This is a genomic window from Streptomyces sp. NPDC018000, from assembly GCF_044328025.1.
Classification (GTDB): domain Bacteria; phylum Actinomycetota; class Actinomycetes; order Streptomycetales; family Streptomycetaceae; genus Streptomyces.
On sequence record NZ_JBIRGM010000001.1, the window covers coordinates 867,704 to 890,308 of the forward strand.

Below are 22,605 nucleotides of genomic sequence, written 5' to 3' on the forward strand. Positions count from 1 at the left end.
ATTGCCGGACGGGCCCGGGATTGTTCTACGCCGTCGGGACGCCCACCTCCGACCATGCCTTCAGGACCGCCTCCGCCTCGTCACCTTCCCCGAAGCGGCTGCGGGCCGCAGCCACCGTCAGCCGGGCGAAGGACGCGAAGTCCGCGTCCACGGCCAGTCGACCACCTGTGAGCACATCGAACCAGAGCTGACCGGCCCGCTCCCACGCACTGCCGCCGAGTGCCGTCGCCAGCAGATAGAACGCGCGGTTCGGGATGCCCGAGTTGAGGTGCACTCCGCCGTTGTCCTCGCTGGTGTGGATGTAGTCCTCCATCGACGCGGGCTGCGGGTCCTTGCCGAGCACATCGTCGTCGTACGCGGTTCCCGGCGCCTTCATCGAGCGCAGGGCGACACCCTGGACCCGGGGCGTCAGCAGCCCGGCGCCGATCAGCCAGTCGGCCTGGTCGGCGCTCTGGCCCAGTGAGTACTGCTTGACCAGGGAGCCGAAGACGTCGGACATCGATTCGTTGAGCGCGCCGGACTGGCCGTAATAGCTCAGATTGGCGGTGTGCTGGGTCAGGCCGTGCGCCAGCTCATGGGCGATCACATCGATGGCGACGGTGAAGTCCAGGAAGATCTCCCCGTCCCCGTCGCCGAAGACCATCTGCTCGCCGTCGAAGAAGGCGTTGTTGTACTTCTTGTCGTAGTGCACGGAGCCGATCAGCGGCAGCCCGTTGCCGTCGATCGAATGGCGTCCGTACGCCTTGAGCAGCAGGTCGAAGGTGGCGCCGAGTCCCGCGTACGCGCGGTTGACGCTTGCGTCCTTCGTCGGCTTCTGTCCCTCGGAACGGACCTTGGTGCCGGGCAGCAGGGTGCGGTGACGGCAGTCGTACAGCGTCCGGTCGGGCTTGTCGGACGCCGCCCCCTCGGTCGCGGGGGCGGCAGGCACGGTGACGACCGTCGCCATCTGGCGGCGGGTGCGACGGGCGGCGTCGCTCTCCAGGGTGCGGCGGGCCGGGCCCGCGAGATCGGGGTTGCCGGACTGCGACAGCTTGTCGAGGACATGGGGCGGCACGATGGTGCAGAAGACGGGGTGGAACCCGTGCTGAGACTGAGGCTGCATGCAGCCGACTGTGGCACCGAGTAACAGCTGTGTCACTGATTGCTGCCAGGATTGACGAAATGGAGTGATCGATCGCAGTTGGGCGTTTCCGGCGCCCGGTCCCGCATGCTGATACGGGACGGACGCATCAGACGCCTCTCGGCTACTCTCGTCGCATCATGCGTTTCGGGCTGCTTCTTCTTAGCTGCCGCGGCGAGGGCCTGTAATCGTAGGCCGACCCCCTCCCCGCGGAGTCTGGTGTTGCAGCGACACAGTCGGCCGTCCCATTGGTTGGACCCCGAGGAGCCGTACGCCATGACCGCCGCACATCCCGCCGAGACCGCTGTCGGCCGCCCGACGCCGATCACCAACGCGACCCAGCTGCAGAAGCCGTCCGGGATGCCGATCCACAAGTACGGCCGCTACGAGGCCGTCGAGATCCCCGACCGCACCTGGCCGGACAACCGGATCACCGTCGCCCCCCGCTGGCTGTCCACCGATCTGCGCGACGGCAACCAGGCCCTGATCGACCCGATGTCGCCGGCCCGCAAGCGCGAGATGTTCGATCTGCTCGTACGCATGGGCTACAAGGAGATCGAGGTCGGCTTCCCGTCCTCCGGTGAGACCGACTTCGCGTTCGTCCGCTCCATCATCGAAGAGGGCGCGATCCCCGAGGACGTGACGATCTCCGTGCTGACGCAGGCCCGCGAGGACCTGATCGAGCGGACGGTCGAGTCGCTCGTCGGCGCCCGCCGTGCGACCGTGCACCTGTACAACGCGACGGCACCCACCTTCCGCCGGGTCGTCTTCCGCGGCTCGAAGGACGACATCAAGCAGATCGCCGTGGACGGCACCCGGCTGGTCATGGAGTACGCGGAGAAGCTGCTGGGCCCGGAGACGATCTTCGGCTACCAGTACAGCCCCGAGATCTTCACCGACACCGAACTGGACTTCGCCCTGGAGGTCTGCGAGGCGGTCTGTGACGTCTGGCAGCCGGAGGAGGGCCGCGAGATCATCCTCAACCTGCCCGCCACCGTGGAGCGTTCGACCCCGTCCACGCACGCGGACCGGTTCGAGTGGATGTCGCGCAACCTGTCGCGCCGCGAGTTCGTCTGCCTGTCGGTCCACCCGCACAACGACCGCGGCACCGCCGTCGCCGCCGCCGAACTGGCCATCATGGCCGGTGCGGACCGGATCGAGGGCTGCCTGTTCGGTCAGGGCGAGCGCACCGGCAACGTCGACCTGGTCACCCTGGGCATGAACCTGTTCTCGCAAGGTGTCGACCCGCAGATCGACTTCTCGCAGATCGACGAGATCCGCCGCACCAGCGAGTACTGCAACCAGATGGAGGTCCACCCGCGCCACCCCTACGCGGGCGACCTGGTCTACACCGCATTCTCCGGCTCCCACCAGGACGCCATCAAGAAGGGCTTCGACGCCATGGAGGCCGACGCGGCCGCCCAGGGCAAGACCGTGGACGATCTCGAGTGGGCGGTGCCGTACCTGCCGATCGACCCGAAGGACGTCGGTCGCAGTTACGAGGCCGTCATCCGAGTCAACTCGCAGTCCGGCAAGGGCGGAATCGCCTACGTCCTGAAGAACGACCACAAGCTGGACCTGCCGCGCCGGATGCAGATCGAGTTCTCCCGGACCATTCAGGCCAAGACCGATGCCGAGGGCGGCGAGGTCACACCGGCCCAGATCTGGTCCACGTTCCAGGACGAATACCTGCCGAACCCGGACAGCGCCGCGGTTCAATGGGGACGCGTGCAGATCCGCTCCGGCCAGACCACGACCGGCTCCGACGGCCAGGACACCATCACCGTCGAGGCGACGGTGGACGGCACGGACACCGTACTGACCGGTTCCGGCAACGGCCCGATCTCCGCGTTCTTCGAAGCGCTGCAGGCCATCGGCATCGACGCCCGTCTGCTGGACTACACCGAGCACACCATGAGCGAGGGTGCCAGCTCCCAGGCCGCCTCGTACATCGAGTGCGCGATCGACGGAAAGGTCCTGTGGGGCATCGGTATCGACGCCAACACCACGCGTGCCTCGCTGAAGGCGGTCGTCTCCGCCGTCAACCGCGCCACCCGCTGACCCGGCGCCTCGAAGGGCGTGAAGCCGCACGGCCGAAGACCCCGTCCACCCGTATCCGGGGGGACGGGGTTCGGCCATCTCCGGCGGTTGTGACGACCGAAGTACTGACGCCACGTCACGACTGTGGTTAACATCACGTCGACACGGCAATGTTGCCGAAGGGGGCACCCCCCGTGCCCTTGGGGCCGGGGGAGTTACGGAGGTGTGCGACGTGCGGCCAGCCCTGGGACAACGCGCCATGAAGCTGCGTATCTGCGGCATCCGCACCACCTGGGACACCGTCGGTGACGGCGAGTTCTTCTGCCCCGGCTGCGGCGGCGACCGCAACTACCGTCGGCTCACCGGCCGTCGGCGCTTCACGGTGCTCGGTGTGCCGATGCTGCGGCGCGGCACTGCGGGGCCCGTCATCGAATGCGCTGTCTGCCGGGCCCACTTCGACACCGATGTGCTCGACCACCCCACCACCACCCGGTTCTCCGCCCTGCTCCGGGACGCCATCCACACGGTCACGCTCGGTGTCCTCGCGGCCGGCGGCACCACCGCCCGTACGGTCCTGGAGACCGCGGCCGCCACCGTGCGCGACGCCGGATTCGACGACTGCACGGAGGAACAGCTCTCCGCCGTCGTCGAGGTTCTCTCCGCCGACATCGGCCACGGCTCCGCCTACGACCCGGCGGCCGAGGCCTGCGGAGCGGCCCTCGCCATCGAACTGCACGAGGCGCTGGAACCCCTCGCCCCGCACCTGGCCCCCGCCGGACGTGAATCCATCCTGCTGCAGGGCGCCAGGATCGCGCTCGCCGACGGTCCGTACGGGCCGTCGGAGCGTGAGGTGCTGACCACGGTCGGCGGAGCGCTGCAGCTCAGTGCCGAGGACACCGCCCGACTGCTTGCCGCAGCGGCGCGTACCCCCTCCTGAACGGCCTCGTCCGCACCCGGTGCGCACCCAGGGGGAGGCGTGTCCGCTGAGCCGCCCCGGTACCGGACAATGGACGCATGAGCTTGTTCCGGGACGACGGCGTGGTGCTGCGCACGCAGAAGCTGGGCGAGGCCGACCGGATCATCACGATCCTGACCCGCGGCCACGGCCGGGTGCGGGCCGTCGCACGCGGCGTGCGGCGTACGAAGTCCAAGTTCGGGGCACGGCTGGAACCCTTCTCCCATGTCGATGTGCAGTTCTTCGCCCGGGGCAGCGAGCTGATCGGCCGCGGCCTGCCGCTTTGTACCCAGAGCGAGACGATCGCCCCGTACGGCGGCGGCATCGTCACCGACTACGCCCGCTACACCGCGGGCACCGCGATGCTGGAGACCGCCGAGCGGTTCACCGACCACGAGGGCGAGCCCGCGGTCCAGCAGTATCTGCTGCTCGTCGGAGGGCTGCGCACCCTCGCCCGCGGCGAACACGAGCCGCATCTCGTCCTCGACGCCTTCCTGCTGCGTTCGCTCGCCGTCAACGGCTACGCACCCAGCTTCGAGGACTGCGCGAAGTGCGGAATGCCCGGACCGAACCGGTTCTTCTCCGTCGCGGCGGGCGGCGTCATATGCGGCGACTGCCGGGTACCCGGCAGCGTCGTACCCTCGGCTGAGGCCATTACTCTGCTGAGCGCACTGCTCACCGGCGACTGGGAGACCGCGGACGCGTGCGAGGCGCGGCATGTCAGGGAGGGGAGCGGACTGGTGTCCGCCTATCTGCACTGGCATCTGGAGCGCGGGCTGCGCTCACTGCGGTACGTAGAGACGTGACACAGGCAGATCAGGCACAGAGAACACAGGCAGATCAGGCACAGGGAGCGAGACAGTTCATGGCAGTACGCGGGTTTCTCGGCGGCCGTAACCGGCGCGACTACAAGACCCCTGAGCCGCACCCCTCCGGTGCCACGCCCCCGAAGATCCCCGGCGAGCTGGTGCCCAAGCACGTCGCCATCGTGATGGACGGCAACGGCCGCTGGGCCAAGGAACGCGGCCTCCCGCGTACCGAGGGCCACAAGGTCGGTGAGGGCGTCGTGATGGACGTCCTCAAGGGCTGCATCGAGATGGGTGTCGAAAACCTCTCGCTGTACGCGTTCTCCACCGAGAACTGGAAGCGGTCCCCGGAGGAAGTGAAGTTCCTGATGAACTTCAACCGGGACGTCATCCGCCGCCGCCGCGACGAGATGGACGAACTGGGCATCCGTATCCGCTGGGTGGGGCGCATGCCGAAGCTGTGGAAGTCCGTCGTCCAGGAGCTCCAGATCGCCCAGGAGCAGACGAAGGACAACGACAGGATGACGCTGTACTTCTGCGTCAACTACGGCGGCCGGGCCGAGATCGCCGACGCCGCGCAGCGCATCGCGCAGGACGTCGCGGCCGGGAAGCTGGACCCCTCCAAGGTCAACGAGAAGACGTTCGCGAAGTACATTTACTACCCGGACATGCCGGACGTCGACCTCTTCGTCCGCCCCAGCGGCGAGCAGCGCACGTCCAACTACCTGATCTGGCAGAGCGCATACGCCGAGATGGTCTTCCAGGATGTGCTCTGGCCGGACTTCGACCGCCGCGACCTGTGGCGGGCCTGCCTGGAGTACGCCCAGCGGGACCGGCGCTTCGGCGGTGCGATCGAGGCGGCTCAGGAGCCGACGAGCTGAGCGGCGCGGGCCCGGGGGCAGCGCCCCCGGGCCCGCTTCCTCACTCCTTCGCGTCCGCGCACTCCACGCAGGTCCCGAAGATCTCCACCGTGTGGGCCACGTTCACATACCCGTGCTGCGAGGCGATCGTCTCCGCCCACTGCTCCACCGCGGGCCCCTCGACCTCCACGGCCTTGCCGCACATCCGGCACACCAGATGATGGTGGTGCTCCCCGGTCGAGCAGCGCCTGTACACGGACTCGCCGTCCGTGGTGCGCAGCACATCGACCTCGCCCGCATCGGCGAGGGACTGGAGGGTGCGGTAGACGGTGGTCAGACCGACCGAGTCGCCGCGGTGCTTGAGTACATCGTGCAGCTCCTGGGCGCTGCGGAACTCGTCCACCTCGTCGAGCGCCGCCGCCACCGCCGCCCGCTGCCGGGTCGACCGGCCGCGTACCGGGGCCGCGTTCGTTCCACTGATCGGCGCCGTCGCCACAGCAGCCTCCTCGTGTCGCCCGTACCTGTGTCGGGCCATTGTGCCAGCCCGTCCGGCCGTGACGGTCAAACCCGGAGTTCGTCCGTGGCCGGACGGGAGGCCGGTACCTCAAGAGTGCACTCCTCGGACGCGGCGTCGCTGCGCCGGGCTCGCCTTCGGGCCAGTGGGGTCGCGAGCAGCGTCAGGCCGATGAAGACGGCGATGGCCAGCAGCACGATCGTCGCGCCGGGCGGGACGTCCTGGTAGTACGAGGTCACGGTGCCTGCCAGGGTCACCGCCGTGCCGATGACGACCGACAGCACGAACGTCACCTTGAAGGACCTGGAGATCTGCTGCGCGGCCGCGACCGGCACCACCATCAGCGCGCTGACCAGCAGCAGCCCGACGACCCGCATCGCCACGGTGACCGTCACCGCCGCCGTCACGGCGACCAGCAGATTCAGCGTGCGCACCGGCAGTCCGGTGACCCGGGCGAACTCCTCGTCCTGGCTGACCGCGAACAGTTGCCGGCGCAGCCCCAGCGTCACCAGCAGCACGAAGGCGGCCAGCAGACAGATCGCGGTGATGTCCTCGGTGGAGACCGTGGAGAGAGAGCCGAAGAGATACGAGGTGAGGTTGGCGTTGGAGCCGGTGTCGGAGAGGTTGATCAGCAGGACACCGCCCGCCATACCGCCGTAGAACAGCATGGCCAGCGCGATGTCGCCGCGGGTGCGTCCGTACCAGCGGATCAGCTCCATCGCGACGGAGCCGACGACGGCGACCGCCGTGGCCATCCACACCGGGCTGGTGGAGAGCAGAAAGCCGAGGCCGACACCGGTCATCGCGATATGGCCGATGCCGTCGCCCATCAGGGCCTGGCGGCGCTGGACGAGATAGATGCCGACGGCGGGGGCGATGACGCCTACCAGTACGGCGGCGAGCAGTGCCCGCTGCATGAACGGGGGGTCGAGGAATTCCATGATCAGCTCAGCAGTCCCGTCCGGACGGGCTCGGAGGCCGCGTGGGGGTGTACATGGTCGTGTCCGGGCAGCGCGTGCTGGCCCAGCGCCTTCGGGGGCGGCCCGTCGTGCATCACACAGCCGTCGCGCAGCACGATCGCGCGGTCGATCAGCGGCTCCAGCGGGCCGAGCTCATGCAGCACGAGCAGCACCGTGGTGCCGGCCGCGACCTGTTCGCGGAGCGTCGTGGCGAGGATCTCCTGGCTGGCCAGGTCGACGCCGGCCATCGGCTCGTCCATGATCAGCAGCTCCGGTTCGGCGGCCAGCGCCCGGGCGATCAGCACCCGCTGGTGCTGCCCGCCGGAGAGCGCGTTCACCGAGTCCCCGGCCCGGTCGGCGAGGCCCACGAGGCCGATGGCCCGGTCGACGGCGGCCCGGTCGGCCTTGCGGAGCAGGCCCAGCTTCGTGCGGGAGAGGCGCCCGGAGGTGACGACCTCACGGATCGTGGCGGGGACACCGCCGGCTGCCGTGGTGCGCTGGGGTACGTAACCGATGCGCGCCCAGCCGCGGAAGCGGCGCAGCGGGGTACCGAACAGCTCGATGGAGCCGCCGGTGAGCGGGACCTGGCCGATGACGGAGCGTACGGCGGTCGACTTGCCCGAGCCGTTGGCCCCGAGCAGGGCGACGACCTCGCCGCGGTGGACGGACAGGTCGATGCCGCGCAGCACCGGGCGCGCGCCGAGCGTGGCCGTGGCGCCGCGCAGGGCTATCACGGGGTCGGTCGTGGTGCTCCCGGGCTCGGACATGAGCGCCTCCGATGCTGCTGTGGCGGGTGTTACGTGGCTCACTTCGCGCCGAGCGCCTTCTGCAGGGCGGCGAGATTGGACTGCATGACTTCGATGTAGTCGGTGCCCTTGGACTTGTCCGTGATTCCCTCCAGCGGGTCCAGGACGTCGGTCTTCAGGCCGGTGTCCTTGGCGAGGGTCTTCGCGGTCTTGTCGCTGGCGAGTGTCTCGAAGAATACGGTGCTGACCTTGTTCTTCTCCGCGATGGTGTGGATCTCGTTGATCCGGGCGGGGCTGGGCTCGGCCTCGGGGTCGATACCGGCGATGCCCTCCTGGGTGAGGCCGTAGCGCTCGGCCAGGTACCCGAAGGCGGAGTGGGTGGTGATGAAGGTCCTGGTCGCGGTGTCCTTCAGACCTGTCTCGTACGCCGTGTTCAGTGCGTCGAGCTTGTTGACCAGCGCGTCCGTGTTCTTGCGGTAGTCCGCGGCGTGGGCGGGGTCGGTCTTCTCCAGGGACTTTCCGACGCCCTTGGCGACCTCGGCGTACTTCACCGGGTCCAGCCAGATGTGGGGGTCGGCCCCGGCCTCGTCGCCGTGGTGCTCATGACCGTGTTCGTCGGCGCCGGTCTCGGTGCCGTGGTCTTCCAGCGTGGTGAGCTTCGAGGCGTCGACGACGTCCTTCGCGCCGGACTGCTTGATGGCGTCGTCGACGGCGGGCTGGATGCCCTTGAGGTACAGGACGTAGTCGGCGTCGCCGAGTCCGCCGATCTGCCGCGGGGTGAGCTCCAGATCGTGCGGCTCGACGCCCGGCTTGGTCAGCGTGGTGACGGAGACGTTCTTCCCGCCTATCTCCTCGGCCAGGAACTGCATCGGATAGAACGAAGCCACCACGTCCAGCTTGTCGCCGTTCTTGTGGGCGGCGGCGTCCGGGGCGGAGCAGGCGGTGAGGGCGGTGAGGCCGAGGACGACTGTTCCCGCGACGGCGGCGGTGGGTATGAGGCGGCTTATGTTCATGACAGTCATTTTCAACAAAACTGGAAACGATTGTCAACAAGGTCGATGGGGGTGCCCCTCGGCCGGCCGTGCCGATACCGATTTGATCGAAGGGGCGTGCCCGCCGGTAATCTGAAGCATTCGCCCACCCGTCTCCCGACCACCACCCCCCCACAGAGGCGCTTCGCGCCACCCTTGTCCAATTTCGTCGTCGTAATGAAGAGAGCACCGTGGCCGCCGACAAGATCGACTCCATCGTCAGCCTGAGCAAGCGCCGTGGCTTCGTCTATCCCTGCAGTGAGATCTACGGTGGTCAGCGTGCCGCCTGGGACTACGGGCCGCTGGGCGTCGAGATGAAGGAGAACCTCAAGCGCCAGTGGTGGCGCTACATGGTCACCTCTCGCGAGGACGTGGTCGGACTCGACTCGTCGGTCGTCCTGGCCCCCGAGGTGTGGGTTGCCTCCGGCCACGTCGCTACGTTCACCGACCCGCTGACCGAGTGCACCTCCTGTCACAAGCGCTTCCGCGCCGACCACCTGGAGGAGGCGTACGAGGAGAAGCACGGCCACGCGCCCGTGAACGGCCTGGCCGAGCTCAACTGCCCCAACTGCGGCAACAAGGGCACCTTCACCGAGCCCAAGCAGTTCTCGGGTCTGCTCTCCACCCACCTCGGCCCGACCCAGGACTCCGGCTCGGTCGCCTATCTGCGCCCCGAGACCGCCCAGGGCATCTTCACCAACTTCGGCCAGGTGCAGCAGACTTCGCGCAAGAAGCCACCGTTCGGCATCGCCCAGATGGGCAAGTCCTTCCGGAACGAGATCACTCCGGGCAACTTCATCTTCCGCACCCGCGAGTTCGAGCAGATGGAGATGGAGTTCTTCGTCAAGCCGGGCGAGGACGAGAAGTGGCACGAGTACTGGATGGAGCAGCGCTGGAACTGGTACACCGGCCTGGGCCTGCGCGAGGAGAACATGCGGTGGTACGACCACCCCGCGGAGAAGCTCTCGCACTACTCCAAGCGCACCGCTGACATCGAGTACCGCTTCCGCTTCGGCGGCGGCGAGTGGGGCGAGCTGGAGGGCGTCGCCAACCGCACGGACTACGACCTCAAGGCGCACTCCAAGGCCTCGGGCACGGACCTGTCCTTCTTCGACCAGGAGGCCGGCGAGCGCTGGACTCCGTACGTCATCGAGCCGGCAGCCGGTGTCGGCCGCGCGATGCTCGCCTTCCTCCTCGACGCCTACATCGAGGACGAGGCGCCCAACGCCAAGGGCGTCATGGAGAAGCGCACCGTGATGCGTCTCGACCCGCGCCTTGCGCCGGTCAAGGTCGCCGTCCTGCCGCTGTCCCGCAACCCGCAGCTGTCGCCGAAGGCCAAGGGCCTCGCGACCGACCTGCGGAAGAACTGGAACATCGAGTTCGACGACGCGGGCGCCATCGGCCGCCGCTACCGCCGTCAGGACGAGATCGGTACGCCGTTCTGCGTCACCGTCGACTTCGACACCCTCGACGACAACGCGGTGACCGTGCGCGAGCGCGACACCATGAAGCAGGAGCGCGTCTCCCTGGACCAGATCCAGGCGTACCTCGGCGCACGTCTGCTGGGCTGCTGACGCACCACGGTTTCACGGCGAAGCCCCCGGTTCCCCGTACGGAACCGGGGGCTTCGCCGCACACCGTCCACGCCGAGGAACATCTCGCCGAGGCCCACCGGGCGACGGCCGGCCCGACCGCCTGAACGCGCCGACGACACCGACCGCCCCCGCGGGCGGCGCCGCCGTGACGCGCAGCCGAAAACCGGATGCGGAGGCCGGCGGGAACGGAGTACGGTTCCGGCATGTCTTCGTTCTTCCAGATCTACGAGTGAGCGCGCGGCGGGCCCGAACACCCGCCGCCCATCGGATCGATTCCAGGTCCAAGACCTACTTCTCACCACGAATGGGAGAACGCCGTGGCCAAGAGCCGCAATAACCTCCTCGGTGTGGGCGGACAGCGCAAGAAGCTGTCCCGTGCCGAGCAGCAGGGCGCGGGCCCTGCGCGCAATACCGACCGCAAGGCGGCTGCCGACCAGAAGCAGGAGCTGCTGCGCAAGATGCGTGAGCGCGCACAGTCGGGACCGGCCGCTGCGCAGGCGGCTTCGTCCGCCGCGCAGACCGGGCCGTCGTCCGACGACTCTGCACAACCGAGTACGTCCGAGCAGGACTCCCCGGCACAGAGCTGACGCCTACGGTTGCAGTACAAGGGCGTGGGCCCGGATCGCCTGGAGTGATCCGGGCCCACGCCCTTGTCCGTGCCCCGTCGCCGCCCCGCGCATGGTGACGTACGCCCCCGTCGACGACGAGGCCGGGCAGCGGCTGCAGCGCCTTCAGATCTTGGAGGCCGCCGACGCCTGATCCCCGGCGGGGACACCCGTCGGCGCCACCAGCCGCTCCGCGGTCCGACGCGCCGTCTCCAGCGCCCAGTGCCCGCTGGTCAGCGCCCCGACCAGCAGGACGCACAGCCCGCACCCGGTGAGGATCCACCAGGCGGGCTTGCTCGCGTCCACGAAGGCGGCCGCGTACTCGGCGCCGCGCGGTGACCCGGTACCGGCCACGCCCGCCGCCAGCACCGCACCGATCACGGCGACCCCGAGCGTTCCGCCGATCTGCCGGCTGGTCGAGGCGACCGCCGCCGCCACACCGGCCTGTGAGCGCGGCATCCCGGAGACGGCCGTGTTGGTGATCGGCGCGTTCACCATGCCGAAGCCGAGACCGAACAGTACATAGCCGGTGAACAGCAGGAAGTCGTCCGTCTCGGCGTCGAACGCGGCGAACAACAGCCCGCACGCCGTCATGGCCACGCCCGCCACCAGCAGCGACAGCCGAGGCCCCCGGCTTCCGACGAGCCGGCCCGACAGCGGTGCGCAGAAAAAGGTCAGGGCCGCCATCGGCAGCATGTACAGACCGGCGTGCAGAGCGCTCAGGCCGCGCACGTTCTGCAGATACAGCGTGTTGAGGAAGAGGAACCCGCTCAGTGCGGCGAAGGCGCAGACCGCGATGGCGGTGGCACCGCTGAACGGGGCGCTGCGGAAGAACCGCAGATCGATGAGGGGCTCGGCGCGCCTCGGCTCGTACAGCAGCAGCCCGACGAGCGAGCACACGGCGAGCGCGGCGGTTACCAGGATCCGCGGCGAGGCCCAGCCCACCGAGGGTGCCTCGATGATCGCGTAGGTCAGCGAACCGAGCAGCCCGACCACCAGCAGCTGACCCACAGGATCGGGGCGGCGCGGCTTCGGGGCGCGGGACTCGGGGACGTACCGCCAGGTGAGCAGCAGCGCGGCGAGACCGACCGGCAGATTGATCCAGAAGATCGACCGCCAGCCGACCGAGTCCACCAGCAGGCCGCCGACCACCGGCCCCGCCGCCATGGAGATGCCGACGACACCGCCCCACACTCCGATGGCGCGGGCCCGCTCGCGGGGGTCGGTGAAGGTGTTGGTGATGATCGACATCGCGACGGGGTTGAGCATCGAGCCGCCCACCGCCTGCACCATGCGAAACGCCACCAGCGACTCCAGGTGCGGCGCCATGGAGCAGAGCACCGAGCCGAGGGTGAAGAGGACGAGCCCGATCTTGAAGATCTTCCGGCGCCCGATCCGGTCGGCGGTGGAGCCCGAGAGCATCAGCAGCGAGGCGAGGACGAGGGTGTAGGCGTCGATCGTCCACTGCATGCCCGCGACGGTGGCGTGCAGTTCCTTCTGCATGGAGGGCAGAGCGACATTGAGGACGGTGTTGTCGAGACTGACGATCAGCAGACTCATGCAGCAGATCGCCAGTACCAGCTGCCGTCTGCGGGAGCTCAACTCGGGCATACATGGATAGTACGGTTAACTAACGAACTTTGCCGTCGGGCCGCTCCGAGCCGTACGCGACAATGGAGCAATGACCACGCTCGCCCCCTCGCTCCCGCTGCTCCGGATCGGCCCCCACACGGTGCAGCCGCCGGTGGTGCTCGCCCCCATGGCCGGCATCACCAACGCCCCGTTCCGCACCCTGTGCCGGGAGTTCTCCGGCGGCAAGGGGCTGTTCGTCAGTGAGATGATCACCACGCGGGCGCTGGTCGAGCGCAATGAGAAGACCATGCAGCTCATCCACTTCGACGCGAGCGAGACCCCGCGCTCGATCCAGCTGTACGGAGTGGACCCGGTCACCGTCGGCAAGGCCGTCCGCATGATCGTCGACGAGAACCTCGCCGACCACATCGATCTGAACTTCGGCTGCCCGGTGCCCAAGGTGACCCGCAAGGGCGGCGGCTCGGCGCTCCCGTACAAGCGGCCGCTGCTGCGCGCGATCCTCAACCAGGCGGTCTCCAACGCGGGCGATCTGCCGGTCACCATCAAGATGCGCAAGGGCATCGACGACGACCACATCACCTACCTCGACGCGGGCCGGATCGCGGTGGAGGAGGGCGTCACGGCCGTCGCGCTGCACGGCAGGACGGCCGCCCAGCACTACGGCGGCACCGCCGACTGGGACGCCATCGCCCGCCTCAAGGAGCACGTCCCGGAGATCCCCGTCCTCGGCAACGGCGACATCTGGTGCGCGGACGACGCCCGCCGGATGATGCGCGAGACCGGCTGTGACGGCGTGGTCGTGGGCCGCGGCTGCCTGGGCCGCCCCTGGCTCTTCCGTGACCTGGTGAGCGCGTTCGAGGGGACGGAGACGAGGCGGGCGCCGGCGCCCCGTGGAAACCACCTCGCCACGGCAACCGTCCATGCCCCCGGCACGGGGCGTACCGGGGCGACGCCCGGTCTGCGCGAGGTCGCCGACGTCATGCTGCGGCACGCGACGCTGCTGGGGGAGTGGATCGGTGACGAGGCCCGTGGCGTGATCGACTTCCGCAAGCATGTCGCCTGGTACCTCAAGGGCTTCTCGGTCGGCTCCGAGATGCGCAAGAAGCTGGCGATCACCTCGTCGCTGGACGAGCTGGGCGGTCAGCTGCAGGAGCTGGACCTGGACCAGCCGTGGCCGGACGGCGCGGACGGGCCGCGCGGGCGCACCTCGGGCAACAACCGGGTGGTCCTGCCGGACGGCTGGCTGAAGGACCCGTACGACTGCGCGGGCGTGAGCGCGGACGCGGAACTGGACACCTCGGGCGGCTGAGAGGGCTTGCCGGGCCCGAGAAGCCTGCCGGGGGCTCCGACGGGGCCTCCACGCCCCTTCAAGAGGCACGCGGCGCCACAGGCACCGCGTGCCTCTTGATTTACTCCGCTCATCTGAGCGCTACATCGAGCCGGATTCGGCGATATCCGGCCGAGGCTGAGCCCTGAAGCGGCCCGCACCGGGCATCGTGCGCCGAATCCGCTCACAGCCAGCTGCGACTGGATGATCAAAGGGTGACGATCGGTCATCGTTCGCCCGTCCGAATGGTGACATCTGAGCGTCGATCGTAGAGTGATTCTCGCCACCCTGAGAATCATGTCGCTCAGATGAGCGCCATTTCGGGAGCTGCACTTCTCAAATGGTGGCACTCGGTGCCAGGGGCCTTCACTTTGATCGATCGACGCTTCCATTGCGCAGCGTGGCCGAACTCCGGGATTCTTGTCGCACTGAGTGCTTATTCATTCAAGAAGTGAAGACACTCCATCGATCGAGGGACCGATCATGTCACTTTCGATCTGCTGGCGGACGGGTGGTTGAGGCCTCATGACGCGCAAGTGGACGTACCCAGACACCTTCGATCTGGGTATGTTCCTCGCCGTCAGGGCAGCCACCGCGTCCTCGAGGAGTCGAGACCTGTGTCGCAAAACAAAGATCCCCAGGTATCAACCCCGGAATCCCGGGAGCCCCAGGGCCAGAAGTTCGTCTATGACTTCACCGAGGGCAACAAGGATCTGAAGGACCTGCTCGGCGGGAAGGGTGCCAACCTCGCCGAGATGACCAATCTCGGACTCCCCGTCCCTCCGGGCTTCACCATCACCACCGAGGCGTGCAAGGTCTACCTCGACAGTGGCGAGGAGCCGACGGAGCTGCGCGACGAGGTCAGCGCGCATCTCGCCGCCCTTGAGGCGCGGATGGGCAAGAAGCTCGGCCAGTCGGACGACCCGCTGCTGGTCTCGGTCCGCTCCGGCGCGAAGTTCTCGATGCCCGGCATGATGGACACGGTCCTCAACATCGGTCTCTCCGACGAGTCCGTGGTCGGCCTCGCCGCCCAGGCCGGCGACGACCGGTTCGCCTGGGACTCCTACCGCCGCCTCATCCAGATGTTCGGCAAGACCGTCCTCGGTGTCGACGGCGACCTCTTCGAGGAGGCGCTGGAGGCGGCGAAGGAGGCCAAGGGCGTCACGGTCGATGTGGATCTCGACGCGGCCGATCTGAAGAAGCTGGTCAAGCAGTTCAAGAAGATCGTCTCGCGGGACGCCGGGCGTGACTTCCCGCAGGACCCGCGCGAGCAGATGGACCTGGCCATAAAGGCCGTCTTCGACTCGTGGAACACCGACCGGGCCAAGCTCTACCGCCGCCAGGAGCGCATCCCCGGCGACCTCGGCACGGCCGTCAACATCTGCTCGATGGTCTTCGGCAACCTCGGTCCCGACTCGGGTACGGGTGTCGCGTTCACCCGCGACCCGGCCAGCGGCCACCAGGGCGTCTACGGCGACTACCTGCAGAACGCGCAGGGCGAGGACGTCGTCGCCGGTATCCGCAACACCGTGCCGCTCGCCGATCTGGAGTCGATCGACAAGAAGTCGTACGACCAGCTGATGCAGATCATGGAAACCCTCGAAACGCACTACAAGGACCTGTGCGACATCGAGTTCACCATCGAGCGCGGCCGGCTGTGGATGCTCCAGACCCGGGTCGGCAAGCGCACGGCCGGTGCCGCCTTCCGGATCGCTACGCAGCTCGTCGACCAGGGCCTGATCGACGAGGCCGAGGCGCTCCAGCGGGTCAACGGGGCGCAGCTCGCGCAGCTGATGTTCCCGCGCTTCGACGACGAGGCCGCAACCGACCTGCTCGGCCGCGGCATCGCCGCGTCGCCGGGTGCCGCGGTCGGCAAGGCCGTCTTCGACTCGTACACCGCGGTGAAGTGGTCCCGGTCCGGCGAGAAGGTCATCCTCATCCGCCGCGAGACCAACCCCGACGACCTCGACGGCATGATCGCGGCCGAGGGCATCCTGACCTCGCGCGGCGGCAAGACCTCGCACGCCGCCGTCGTCGCACGCGGCATGGGCAAGACCTGCGTCTGCGGCGCCGAGGAACTCGAAGTCGACACCAAGCGCCGCCGGATGACGGTGGGCGGCCGGGTCATCGAGGAGGGCGACGTCGTCTCCATCGACGGCTCCACCGGCAAGGTGTACCTCGGTGAGGTCCCTGTCGTGCCGTCCCCGGTCGTCGAGTACTTCGAGGGCCGGATGCACGCGGGCGCCGACGACGCCGACGAGCTGGTCGCCGCCGTGCACCGGATCATGGCGTACGCGGACCGGGTGCGCCGGCTGCGGGTGCGGGCCAACGCCGACAACGCCGAGGACGCGCTGCGCGCCCGCCGCTTCGGCGCGCAGGGCATCGGCCTGTGCCGTACCGAGCACATGTTCCTCGGCGAGCGCCGCGAGATGGTCGAGAAGCTGATCCTCGCGGACACCGACGCCGAGCGCGAGTCCGCGCTGGAGGAGCTGCTTCCGCTCCAGAAGACCGACTTCATCGAGCTGTTCGAAGCGATGGACGGACTGCCCGTCACCGTACGGCTGCTCGACCCGCCACTGCACGAGTTCCTGCCCGACATCACCGAGCTCTCGGTACGCGTCGCGCTCGCCGAGTCCCGCAAGGACGCCAACGAGAACGACCTGCGTCTGCTCCAGGCCGTGCACAAGCTGCACGAGCAGAACCCGATGCTCGGTCTGCGCGGGGTCCGTCTCGGTCTCGTCATCCCCGGCCTGTTCGCCATGCAGGTACGGGCGATCGCCGAGGCCGCGGCCGAACGCAAGAACGCCAAGGGCGACCCCCGCGCCGAGATCATGATTCCGCTCGTCGGCACGGTCCAGGAGCTGGAGATCGTCCGCGAGGAGGCCGACCAGGTCATCGCCGAGGTCGAGGCCGCCACCGGCACCGAGCTGAAGCTCACCATCGGCACGATGATCGAGCTGCCCCGCGCCGCGCTGACCGCCGGTCAGATCGCCGAGGCCGCACAGTTCTTCTCCTTCGGTACGAACGACCTGACCCAGACGGTGTGGGGCTTCTCCCGTGACGACGTGGAGGCCTCGTTCTTCACCGCGTACCTGGAGAAGGGCATCTTCGGGGTGTCGCCGTTCGAGACGATCGACAAGGACGGCGTGGGCTCGCTGGTCCGCAGCGCCGCCGCGGCCGGCCGGGCCACCCGGCCGGACCTGAAGCTCGGCGTCTGCGGCGAGCACGGCGGCGACCCGGAGTCGGTGCACTTCTTCCATGAGGTGGGCCTGGACTACGTGTCCTGCTCCCCGTTCCGCATCCCCGTCGCGCGCCTGGAGGCGGGCCGGGCCGCGGCGGAATCGAAGGGCAGCGACAGCCGCTGACCCGGCACCACACCCCCTGACCCGGAGCTGCCGTCGGCTCACCCGTACCCTCACCGACTCGACGGCAACTCCGGAACTCCCGGAGGCGGCGGCACCCCGTGCGGGGATGCCGCCGCTTCGTTTTGTTCTGGGGAAAATGGTTGTTCGACGTTGTGTCTTTTCTCGTTCGATACGCAAAGTCCGCTCAATACGCAAAGACCGGGCCGGGAAGGGACCGGGGTGCGGCCCACGGATCCCCACCCATGGGCCGCACCCGGCCTACCCCTGTCGGGTACGGAGCCGCACCGTCGCCGACCGCCGTCGAACGAGCAAAACCCCCCACGGCCTTCACTCGCTCTCCCCGGCAGCTCCGGATTCGTACCCGACGTCGTACAGCTTTTCGGGAGACGGCATGTGGAGGCGAGGCGTTTCACCTCTGGCCGAAACCCCGTGGTGACGTGTTGTTACGGATCACATACCCTTGGGTGGGGGGAATTGCAGGTGCAACAGGTGGGGGTTCCGTGCTGCGTATCCATATGTCCGGAGTGGACCTTTCCAAGGTGCGGATGGCCACCCGGCCGGATGCGCTGTGGGAAACCATTCTGAGTTTCCATCGGCTGAGGGACCGGCGTGGTTCCACGGTGTTCGGGAAATGGCGTACGGAAACCCGACCCAGGTTGAATGGTGAAGTACGTCTGCTGGCCGCCGTGATTCCACCGCGCGGCTATTTCCCGGACTTTCTGACGCCTTCTCAGGAAGGCAGTGAGCCGTACGGCATCGACGCCGGAATCGAAGCGTTACGTGACACCCCGCGCCGGCGGATCCGCGCCGAACTCGCCCTGCTGAGCGCCGAACGTCGCGAGGCGGGCCGCACTCCGGACGGGCGCGCCGAGCTGCTCGGCCGGCTCATCGGCGCCCTGCGCAGCTACCACCGCGCCGCGATCGAACCGTACTGGCCGCATATCCAGGCCAGCGTCGAGGCCGACCGCGCCGTCCGCGGCCGCGCTCTCCTGGACGGCGGGGCGGAAGAACTGCTCGCCTCCCTCCCGCCCATGATCCGCTGGCGAGCACCCGTACTGGAGGCGGACTACCCTGTCGACCGTGAACTCCATCTGGACGGACGGGGGTTACTGCTCCAGCCGTCCTACTTCTGCCGCGTCACCCCGGTCGTCTACCGCGACCCGCAGCTCCCGCCGGTCCTCGTCTACCCGGTCACCCACTCCCGCGCCCCGGTCTTCGCCGAACCGGGGCCCTGGCTCGGCCGGCTCCTCGGCAACACCCGCTCGACGATCTTGAGAGCCATCGGCAACGGATGCACGACCAGCGAACTCGCCCGCCGGGCGGGAGTCTCCCTCGCCTCGGCGAGCCAGCACGCCTGTGTCCTGCGCGAGGCCGGCCTGATCCGCACCCTGCGGCACGGCAACTCGGTCCTGCACACACTGACCCCGCTGGGCGGATCGCTGCTCCGGGGCGGCGCGCCGCTGGGGGCTGTCCCGTAATCCCTGATGGGCGCCGGCCGGACTGGCCGGACGGGTCCGGATTCCCCCGGCCCCCGGGGGCCGGGAAGTCAGGGATCCTCAGAGTTGGCTCAACTTTCCCGCGATCCGGCCGAAGCCGTTGGACGGGGCACGCATCGCCTCCCTAGGGTCGTTGACCATGCCCGACATAGCACTCACCACTCTGGTCGTCCTCTGCCTCGCCGCAGCCGCGGCCGGCTGGATCGACGCGGTGGTCGGCGGCGGCGGACTGCTCCTGCTGCCCGCCCTGCTGCTGGGCCTGCCGCACGTTCCGGCCGCGCACGTCCTCGGCACGAACAAGGCGGTCGCGATCGTCGGCACGTCGGGCGCCGCCGTGACATATGTACGCAAGGCGCCGGTGAAGGTCGGGACGGCCCTGCGGATCGGGCTCGCGGCGCTGGCCGGATCGATGACCGGCGCGCTCTTCGCGGCCGGGATCAGCAGCGAGGTGCTGCGCCCGGTCATCATGGTCGTATTGCTGGCGGTCGCAGCTTTCGTGATGCTGCGGCCCTCGTTCGGCAGGACGGCGGACGACGGTACGCGGCACAAGGTCACCCGGGCCCGCACCGTCACCGCGATCGTGCTGGTCGGCGGCGGCATCGGCTTCTACGACGGGCTGTTCGGCCCCGGCACCGGAACGTTCCTGGTGCTCGCGCTGACAGCGGTGCTCCACCTCGATCTGGTGACGGCGTCCGCCACCGCCAAGATCGTCAACGTCTGTACCAACGGCGGGGCGCTGGCGATGTTCGCCTACCAGGGCAGCGTGATGTGGCAACTGGCCGCGATGATGGCGGTGTTCAACCTGGCGGGTGGACTGATCGGGGCGCGGATGGCGCTCAGGAAGGGCAGCGAGTTCGTCCGCGGGGTACTGCTGGTCGTGGTGTTCTCGCTGGTTGCCAAGTTGGCGTTCGACCAGTGGACGGCATGAACGACGAGCGGTGGACGGACGAGCGGTGGACGGCAGCGTTCACCGCACCTTGGTGAGGTGTGCGTACGCCACCACATTGCCCTGGTAACCCGTCGTCTTCGAGAATCCACCGCCGCAGGTGATCAGCCGCAGCGAGGCGTAGGGCGAGGCACCGTACACCCGCTTGTCGGGGAAGTGCTTGCTCTCGTAGACCTCGATCGCGTCGATGGAGAAGACGGCGGTACGCCCGTCCCGGCGGACCACCTCGACCGTGCTGCCCTTCTGCAGAGAGCCCAGGTCGTAGAAGACCGACGGCCCCTGTGCGTTGTCGACATGACCGGCGACGATCGCGCTGCCCTTGGAGCCGGGCGGAGTGCCGTCCCGGTACCAGCCGACGACGTCACGGTTCCCGGCAGGCGGCACATCGAGACTGCCGTCGGACCCGAGTCCCAGTCGCATCATCGCTGCGTCCACCCGGATGCTCGGGATCCGGATGCGTACGGGCGCCGAGGGCCTCAGCGGTTCGGCGACCGGAGACCCCGGTTGCGGCTCGGGGCCGCCCGCGAAGGCCTGGCCGGCGGTCGGCTGGGGCGGGATCAGCTCGGCGCCGGCGCCGTGATGGATCAGCCAGATACCGGCCAGCGCCGCGACGACCAGCAGCCAGCTCTTGGCCTTCTGGGACACGATCGTCCTCCGGATGACGAAATGGGGACGGTACGGGGACATTCCCGTCCCGGTGGCGCGCGACCACCGGGACGGAAACCAGGCGGTACGGAGACGTGAATCCGTCGCCGTCAGCCGGCTCCCTGCGTGCCGCTCGCCCGGCGACGCAGGAGCCAGGCTCCGCCGACGGCGGTCGCGGCGAGTACGCCGGCGCCCGCCGCGATCTGGGTGGTGTCGGGCCGGACGCTGCCGCCGACGCCTGTTTTGACGTGCCCGCTGGGGGCGTTGGGTACGGATGAGTTGTCCCGCCCGGACGAGCCGTCCCGCCCGGACGAGTTGTCGCGCCCGGACGAGTTGTCGCGCCCGGACTGGTTGTCGCGCCCGGACTGGTTGTCGCGCCCGGACGACTCGTCGCGCCCGGACGAGTTGTCATGACCGGACGAGTTGCCGCGTCCGGAGGACGAGCTGTCGTTTTTTGTCCAGTGCTCGTCCTCGGACGACTTCCGGCTCTCACGCTCGTGCGAGCCCTCGTCCCCGGAGGTGATGTCGAGCCCGGAGAAGGCGTCGAGCCCGCCGACGGAGTCGAGCAGCGAGGGGATGGTGAGGCCGGAGGGATTGTTGAGGCGGAAGGGGGTTTCGTGCCCGGACCCGGCGGGGTTTTCCGCCCCGTCCTCGTCGGTCTGCGCCTTCAGGCCGTCATTGGCCCGTGGTGCGGCCGCCGAGCTGTCCCGCAGCGCGCCGGCATCACCTGCGTATGCGGACGGCCCGGCGATGAAGAGGACGAACGTAGCAATGGTGACCACGGAAGCGGCGGTGCCGGTCACTGGGCGGGCAGGACGCATGGGGGTTCCTCCGGCAACTGCGCGAGTAGGTCCTGACCTCGAGCTAACGGGCGGTCCGCCACCCATGCCTGCTGACGTGAAGTCAGCTTTCACTCGAATGACCCGGCGCGGCATCCTTGCCGAACTGTATGTGCGCAGGTCACAGCAGCGATCAAAGCGAGGGCGCCCGGCCTCGCAGCGCCCGGTGCCGATTGGGTGACGCCATCCCGGAGGAGAGTGGCGCACATCACATGCATGACCTTCTGGGTCCCGGGCACATGTCTGACACCCCCCACGGGACGGTGAACCAGGCCGCCCCCGGCCGCCGCCCTCACCGGGCCCATCCCCTTGGGTCCGGTGAGGGCGGCCTCGTGCCGTGCCCTACCGAGGTGCCGGTGTTTCTCAGGCCGGGCGACGGTGCGGCCCAAGGCCTACGAGTACGACGGGGGCACCGCTGTCGGATCCACAGGTGAGGCCGGGCCTCAGATCGTGTCCCACGACGCACCGTCGTACGCCTGCCCGATCCGCTTCATCAGCTCCTCGTCCAGTGTGAACTCGCTGTCGTCGATGCGCCGGACCGGCGCGATGCCCTGCGAGTTGGTGATGAACGCCGACCGGAACGCGGCCAGCCCGTCCAGCTTCACCGGGCGCCGTACGGACTCCAGCCCCGCGCCGGGCAGCTCCTGCTCCAGCAGCGCCATGGTGATGCCGGGCAGGGAAGGGGCATCGGGCCAGACGACCGAAGAGCCGTCCCAGAAGCCGATGTTGGTGATCGCCCCCTCCGTCACCGCACCGTCCGGCATGGTCAGCAGGGCCTCGTCGAAACCGGCGCGTGCCGCGAGCCTCGCGTAGTACGTCTGGCCGAACTCGCCGGGGCGCTTGATGTGCGGCACGGTCCGGGCGTACGGAACGGACATCAGGGCGTACGGTTCGGCGGACTTCTGTGCCGGCTCGCGCACCGTGACCATCACGGTCGTCTCCGTGCCGCCCGGCGCCAGAAAGCCGTACACACGAGTCGAGGCGTCCCGCACCCCGGCACTGTCCAGCGCGTGCCGGATCAGCTCGCGGACCCGCTCCCCGTCGAGACCGCGCTCGAACAGCTCCTGATTGGCGGAGTCCAGCCGAGCCAGATGCAGGGCGAGGCCAGGCACTGCGCCGCGCCGCAACGCCCCCGACAATCGACGAACGGAGCAAGAACGCAA

The 22,605-nt window shown here is 68.8% G+C and carries 18 protein-coding genes and 1 pseudogene; 10 read left to right on the plus strand and 9 right to left on the minus strand.

The genetic code is table 11. The annotated features are described in order from the left end of the window. Positions 1 to 25: 25 nt before the first annotated feature. Positions 26 to 1,102, minus strand: a complete 1,077-nt coding sequence (locus ACH4EW_RS04105) for a M4 family metallopeptidase (RefSeq protein ID WP_398250998.1) — start codon at positions 1,100 to 1,102, stop codon at positions 26 to 28. Positions 1,103 to 1,396: 294 nt separating this feature from the next. Here ACH4EW_RS04105 and leuA point away from each other — a divergent pair, with 294 nt between their 5' ends. From leuA to ACH4EW_RS04125, 4 genes are all read left to right on the plus strand, one after another. After that, positions 1,397 to 3,181, plus strand: a complete 1,785-nt coding sequence (gene leuA, locus ACH4EW_RS04110) for a 2-isopropylmalate synthase (protein ID WP_398251001.1) — start codon at positions 1,397 to 1,399, stop codon at positions 3,179 to 3,181. A 238-nt stretch (positions 3,182 to 3,419) separates the two neighbouring features. After that, the gene (locus tag ACH4EW_RS04115) at positions 3,420 to 4,097 is read left to right on the plus strand and encodes a TerB family tellurite resistance protein (RefSeq protein WP_398251280.1); all 678 of its coding nucleotides are present in this window, start codon (positions 3,420 to 3,422) and stop codon (positions 4,095 to 4,097) included. Positions 4,098 to 4,174: 77 nt separating this feature from the next. Further along, positions 4,175 to 4,921 (plus strand): DNA repair protein RecO, encoded by a 747-nt coding sequence (gene recO / locus ACH4EW_RS04120; RefSeq protein WP_398251004.1) that lies wholly within the window; start codon positions 4,175 to 4,177, stop codon positions 4,919 to 4,921. A gap of 59 nt (positions 4,922 to 4,980) precedes the next feature. After that, positions 4,981 to 5,802 (plus strand): isoprenyl transferase, encoded by an 822-nt coding sequence (locus ACH4EW_RS04125; protein WP_398251007.1) that lies wholly within the window; start codon positions 4,981 to 4,983, stop codon positions 5,800 to 5,802. A gap of 40 nt (positions 5,803 to 5,842) precedes the next feature. On the opposite strand, the gene ACH4EW_RS04130 is transcribed toward ACH4EW_RS04125, so the two are convergent. The 4 genes from ACH4EW_RS04130 to ACH4EW_RS04145 all read right to left on the minus strand — a co-directional run bounded on the left by ACH4EW_RS04130 (position 5,843) and on the right by ACH4EW_RS04145 (position 9,013). Further along, the gene (locus tag ACH4EW_RS04130) at positions 5,843 to 6,277 is read right to left on the minus strand and encodes a Fur family transcriptional regulator (RefSeq protein ID WP_398251010.1); all 435 of its coding nucleotides are present in this window, start codon (positions 6,275 to 6,277) and stop codon (positions 5,843 to 5,845) included. A gap of 65 nt (positions 6,278 to 6,342) precedes the next feature. Further along, positions 6,343 to 7,236, minus strand: coding sequence for a metal ABC transporter permease (locus ACH4EW_RS04135; protein WP_398251013.1), 894 nt, complete (start codon positions 7,234 to 7,236; stop codon positions 6,343 to 6,345). A 2-nt stretch (positions 7,237 to 7,238) separates the two neighbouring features. Continuing rightward, entirely contained in the window at positions 7,239 to 8,021 is a 783-nt protein-coding gene (locus ACH4EW_RS04140; protein WP_398251016.1) for a metal ABC transporter ATP-binding protein, read from the minus strand. A 38-nt stretch (positions 8,022 to 8,059) separates the two neighbouring features. Then, the gene (locus tag ACH4EW_RS04145) at positions 8,060 to 9,013 is read right to left on the minus strand and encodes a metal ABC transporter substrate-binding protein (protein WP_398251019.1); all 954 of its coding nucleotides are present in this window, start codon (positions 9,011 to 9,013) and stop codon (positions 8,060 to 8,062) included. A 209-nt stretch (positions 9,014 to 9,222) separates the two neighbouring features. Between ACH4EW_RS04145 and ACH4EW_RS04150 the strand changes: the two genes are divergently transcribed. Both ACH4EW_RS04150 and ACH4EW_RS04155 read left to right on the plus strand, forming a co-directional pair. Continuing rightward, positions 9,223 to 10,605: a glycine--tRNA ligase gene (locus ACH4EW_RS04150; RefSeq protein ID WP_398251022.1), complete on the plus strand. Its 1,383-nt coding sequence runs from the start codon at positions 9,223 to 9,225 to the stop codon at positions 10,603 to 10,605. A 338-nt stretch (positions 10,606 to 10,943) separates the two neighbouring features. Then, complete coding sequence (locus tag ACH4EW_RS04155; RefSeq protein ID WP_398251024.1) at positions 10,944 to 11,213, plus strand: DUF6243 family protein; 270 nt, start codon at positions 10,944 to 10,946, stop codon at positions 11,211 to 11,213. A 144-nt stretch (positions 11,214 to 11,357) separates the two neighbouring features. Here the strand turns inward: ACH4EW_RS04155 and ACH4EW_RS04160 are convergent, their stop codons facing one another. Continuing rightward, on the minus strand, positions 11,358 to 12,842 hold the full coding sequence (locus ACH4EW_RS04160; protein ID WP_398251027.1) for an MFS transporter: 1,485 nt from the start codon (positions 12,840 to 12,842) through the stop codon (positions 11,358 to 11,360). A gap of 70 nt (positions 12,843 to 12,912) precedes the next feature. On the opposite strand from ACH4EW_RS04160, the gene dusB reads away from it, so the two are divergent. The 4 genes from dusB to ACH4EW_RS04180 all read left to right on the plus strand — a co-directional run bounded on the left by dusB (position 12,913) and on the right by ACH4EW_RS04180 (position 19,940). Beyond that, positions 12,913 to 14,133: a tRNA dihydrouridine synthase DusB gene (dusB, locus tag ACH4EW_RS04165; RefSeq protein WP_398251030.1), complete on the plus strand. Its 1,221-nt coding sequence runs from the start codon at positions 12,913 to 12,915 to the stop codon at positions 14,131 to 14,133. Between the two features lie 635 nt (positions 14,134 to 14,768). Next, positions 14,769 to 17,516 carry a pyruvate, phosphate dikinase gene (gene ppdK / locus ACH4EW_RS04170; RefSeq protein WP_398251033.1) on the plus strand — a complete coding sequence of 916 codons (2,748 nt, stop codon included), beginning with the start codon at positions 14,769 to 14,771 and terminating at the stop codon, positions 17,514 to 17,516. A gap of 500 nt (positions 17,517 to 18,016) precedes the next feature. Continuing rightward, positions 18,017 to 18,994, plus strand: a complete 978-nt coding sequence (locus ACH4EW_RS04175) for an ArsR/SmtB family transcription factor (RefSeq protein ID WP_398251036.1) — start codon at positions 18,017 to 18,019, stop codon at positions 18,992 to 18,994. Between the two features lie 157 nt (positions 18,995 to 19,151). After that, the gene (locus ACH4EW_RS04180; RefSeq protein WP_398251039.1) at positions 19,152 to 19,940 is read left to right on the plus strand and encodes a sulfite exporter TauE/SafE family protein; all 789 of its coding nucleotides are present in this window, start codon (positions 19,152 to 19,154) and stop codon (positions 19,938 to 19,940) included. 39 nt (positions 19,941 to 19,979) lie between these two features. Here ACH4EW_RS04180 and ACH4EW_RS04185 read toward each other — a convergent pair whose 3' ends face one another. The 3 genes and pseudogenes from ACH4EW_RS04185 to ACH4EW_RS04195 all read right to left on the minus strand — a co-directional run. Further along, positions 19,980 to 20,645, minus strand: a complete 666-nt coding sequence (locus tag ACH4EW_RS04185) for a class F sortase (RefSeq protein ID WP_398251042.1) — start codon at positions 20,643 to 20,645, stop codon at positions 19,980 to 19,982. A gap of 68 nt (positions 20,646 to 20,713) precedes the next feature. Further along, complete coding sequence (locus ACH4EW_RS04190) at positions 20,714 to 21,424, minus strand: hypothetical protein (RefSeq protein ID WP_398251045.1); 711 nt, start codon at positions 21,422 to 21,424, stop codon at positions 20,714 to 20,716. Positions 21,425 to 21,885: 461 nt separating this feature from the next. After that, a pseudogene (locus tag ACH4EW_RS04195) lies at positions 21,886 to 22,569 on the minus strand (aminotransferase class IV); the annotation flags it as partial. Between the last annotated feature and the right edge of the window lie 36 nt (positions 22,570 to 22,605).

What these genes read in the sequence shown, in the direction of transcription:
- ACH4EW_RS04105 (WP_398250998.1), bottom strand. Translation starts at nt 1,102, where the DNA reads ATGCAGCCTCAGTCTCAGCACGGGTTCCACCCCGTCTTCTGCACCATC.
- leuA (WP_398251001.1), top strand. Translation starts at nt 1,397, where the DNA reads ATGACCGCCGCACATCCCGCCGAGACCGCTGTCGGCCGCCCGACGCCG.
- ACH4EW_RS04115 (WP_398251280.1), top strand. Translation starts at nt 3,420, where the DNA reads ATGAAGCTGCGTATCTGCGGCATCCGCACCACCTGGGACACCGTCGGT.
- recO (WP_398251004.1), top strand. Translation starts at nt 4,175, where the DNA reads ATGAGCTTGTTCCGGGACGACGGCGTGGTGCTGCGCACGCAGAAGCTG.
- ACH4EW_RS04125 (WP_398251007.1), top strand. Translation starts at nt 4,981, where the DNA reads ATGGCAGTACGCGGGTTTCTCGGCGGCCGTAACCGGCGCGACTACAAG.
- ACH4EW_RS04135 (WP_398251013.1), bottom strand. Translation starts at nt 7,236, where the DNA reads ATGGAATTCCTCGACCCCCCGTTCATGCAGCGGGCACTGCTCGCCGCC.
- ACH4EW_RS04140 (WP_398251016.1), bottom strand. Translation starts at nt 8,021, where the DNA reads ATGTCCGAGCCCGGGAGCACCACGACCGACCCCGTGATAGCCCTGCGC.
- ACH4EW_RS04145 (WP_398251019.1), bottom strand. Translation starts at nt 9,013, where the DNA reads ATGAACATAAGCCGCCTCATACCCACCGCCGCCGTCGCGGGAACAGTC.
- ACH4EW_RS04160 (WP_398251027.1), bottom strand. Translation starts at nt 12,842, where the DNA reads ATGCCCGAGTTGAGCTCCCGCAGACGGCAGCTGGTACTGGCGATCTGC.
- dusB (WP_398251030.1), top strand. Translation starts at nt 12,913, where the DNA reads ATGACCACGCTCGCCCCCTCGCTCCCGCTGCTCCGGATCGGCCCCCAC.
- ACH4EW_RS04180 (WP_398251039.1), top strand. Translation starts at nt 19,152, where the DNA reads ATGCCCGACATAGCACTCACCACTCTGGTCGTCCTCTGCCTCGCCGCA.
- ACH4EW_RS04185 (WP_398251042.1), bottom strand. Translation starts at nt 20,645, where the DNA reads ATGTCCCCGTACCGTCCCCATTTCGTCATCCGGAGGACGATCGTGTCC.
- ACH4EW_RS04190 (WP_398251045.1), bottom strand. Translation starts at nt 21,424, where the DNA reads ATGCGTCCTGCCCGCCCAGTGACCGGCACCGCCGCTTCCGTGGTCACC.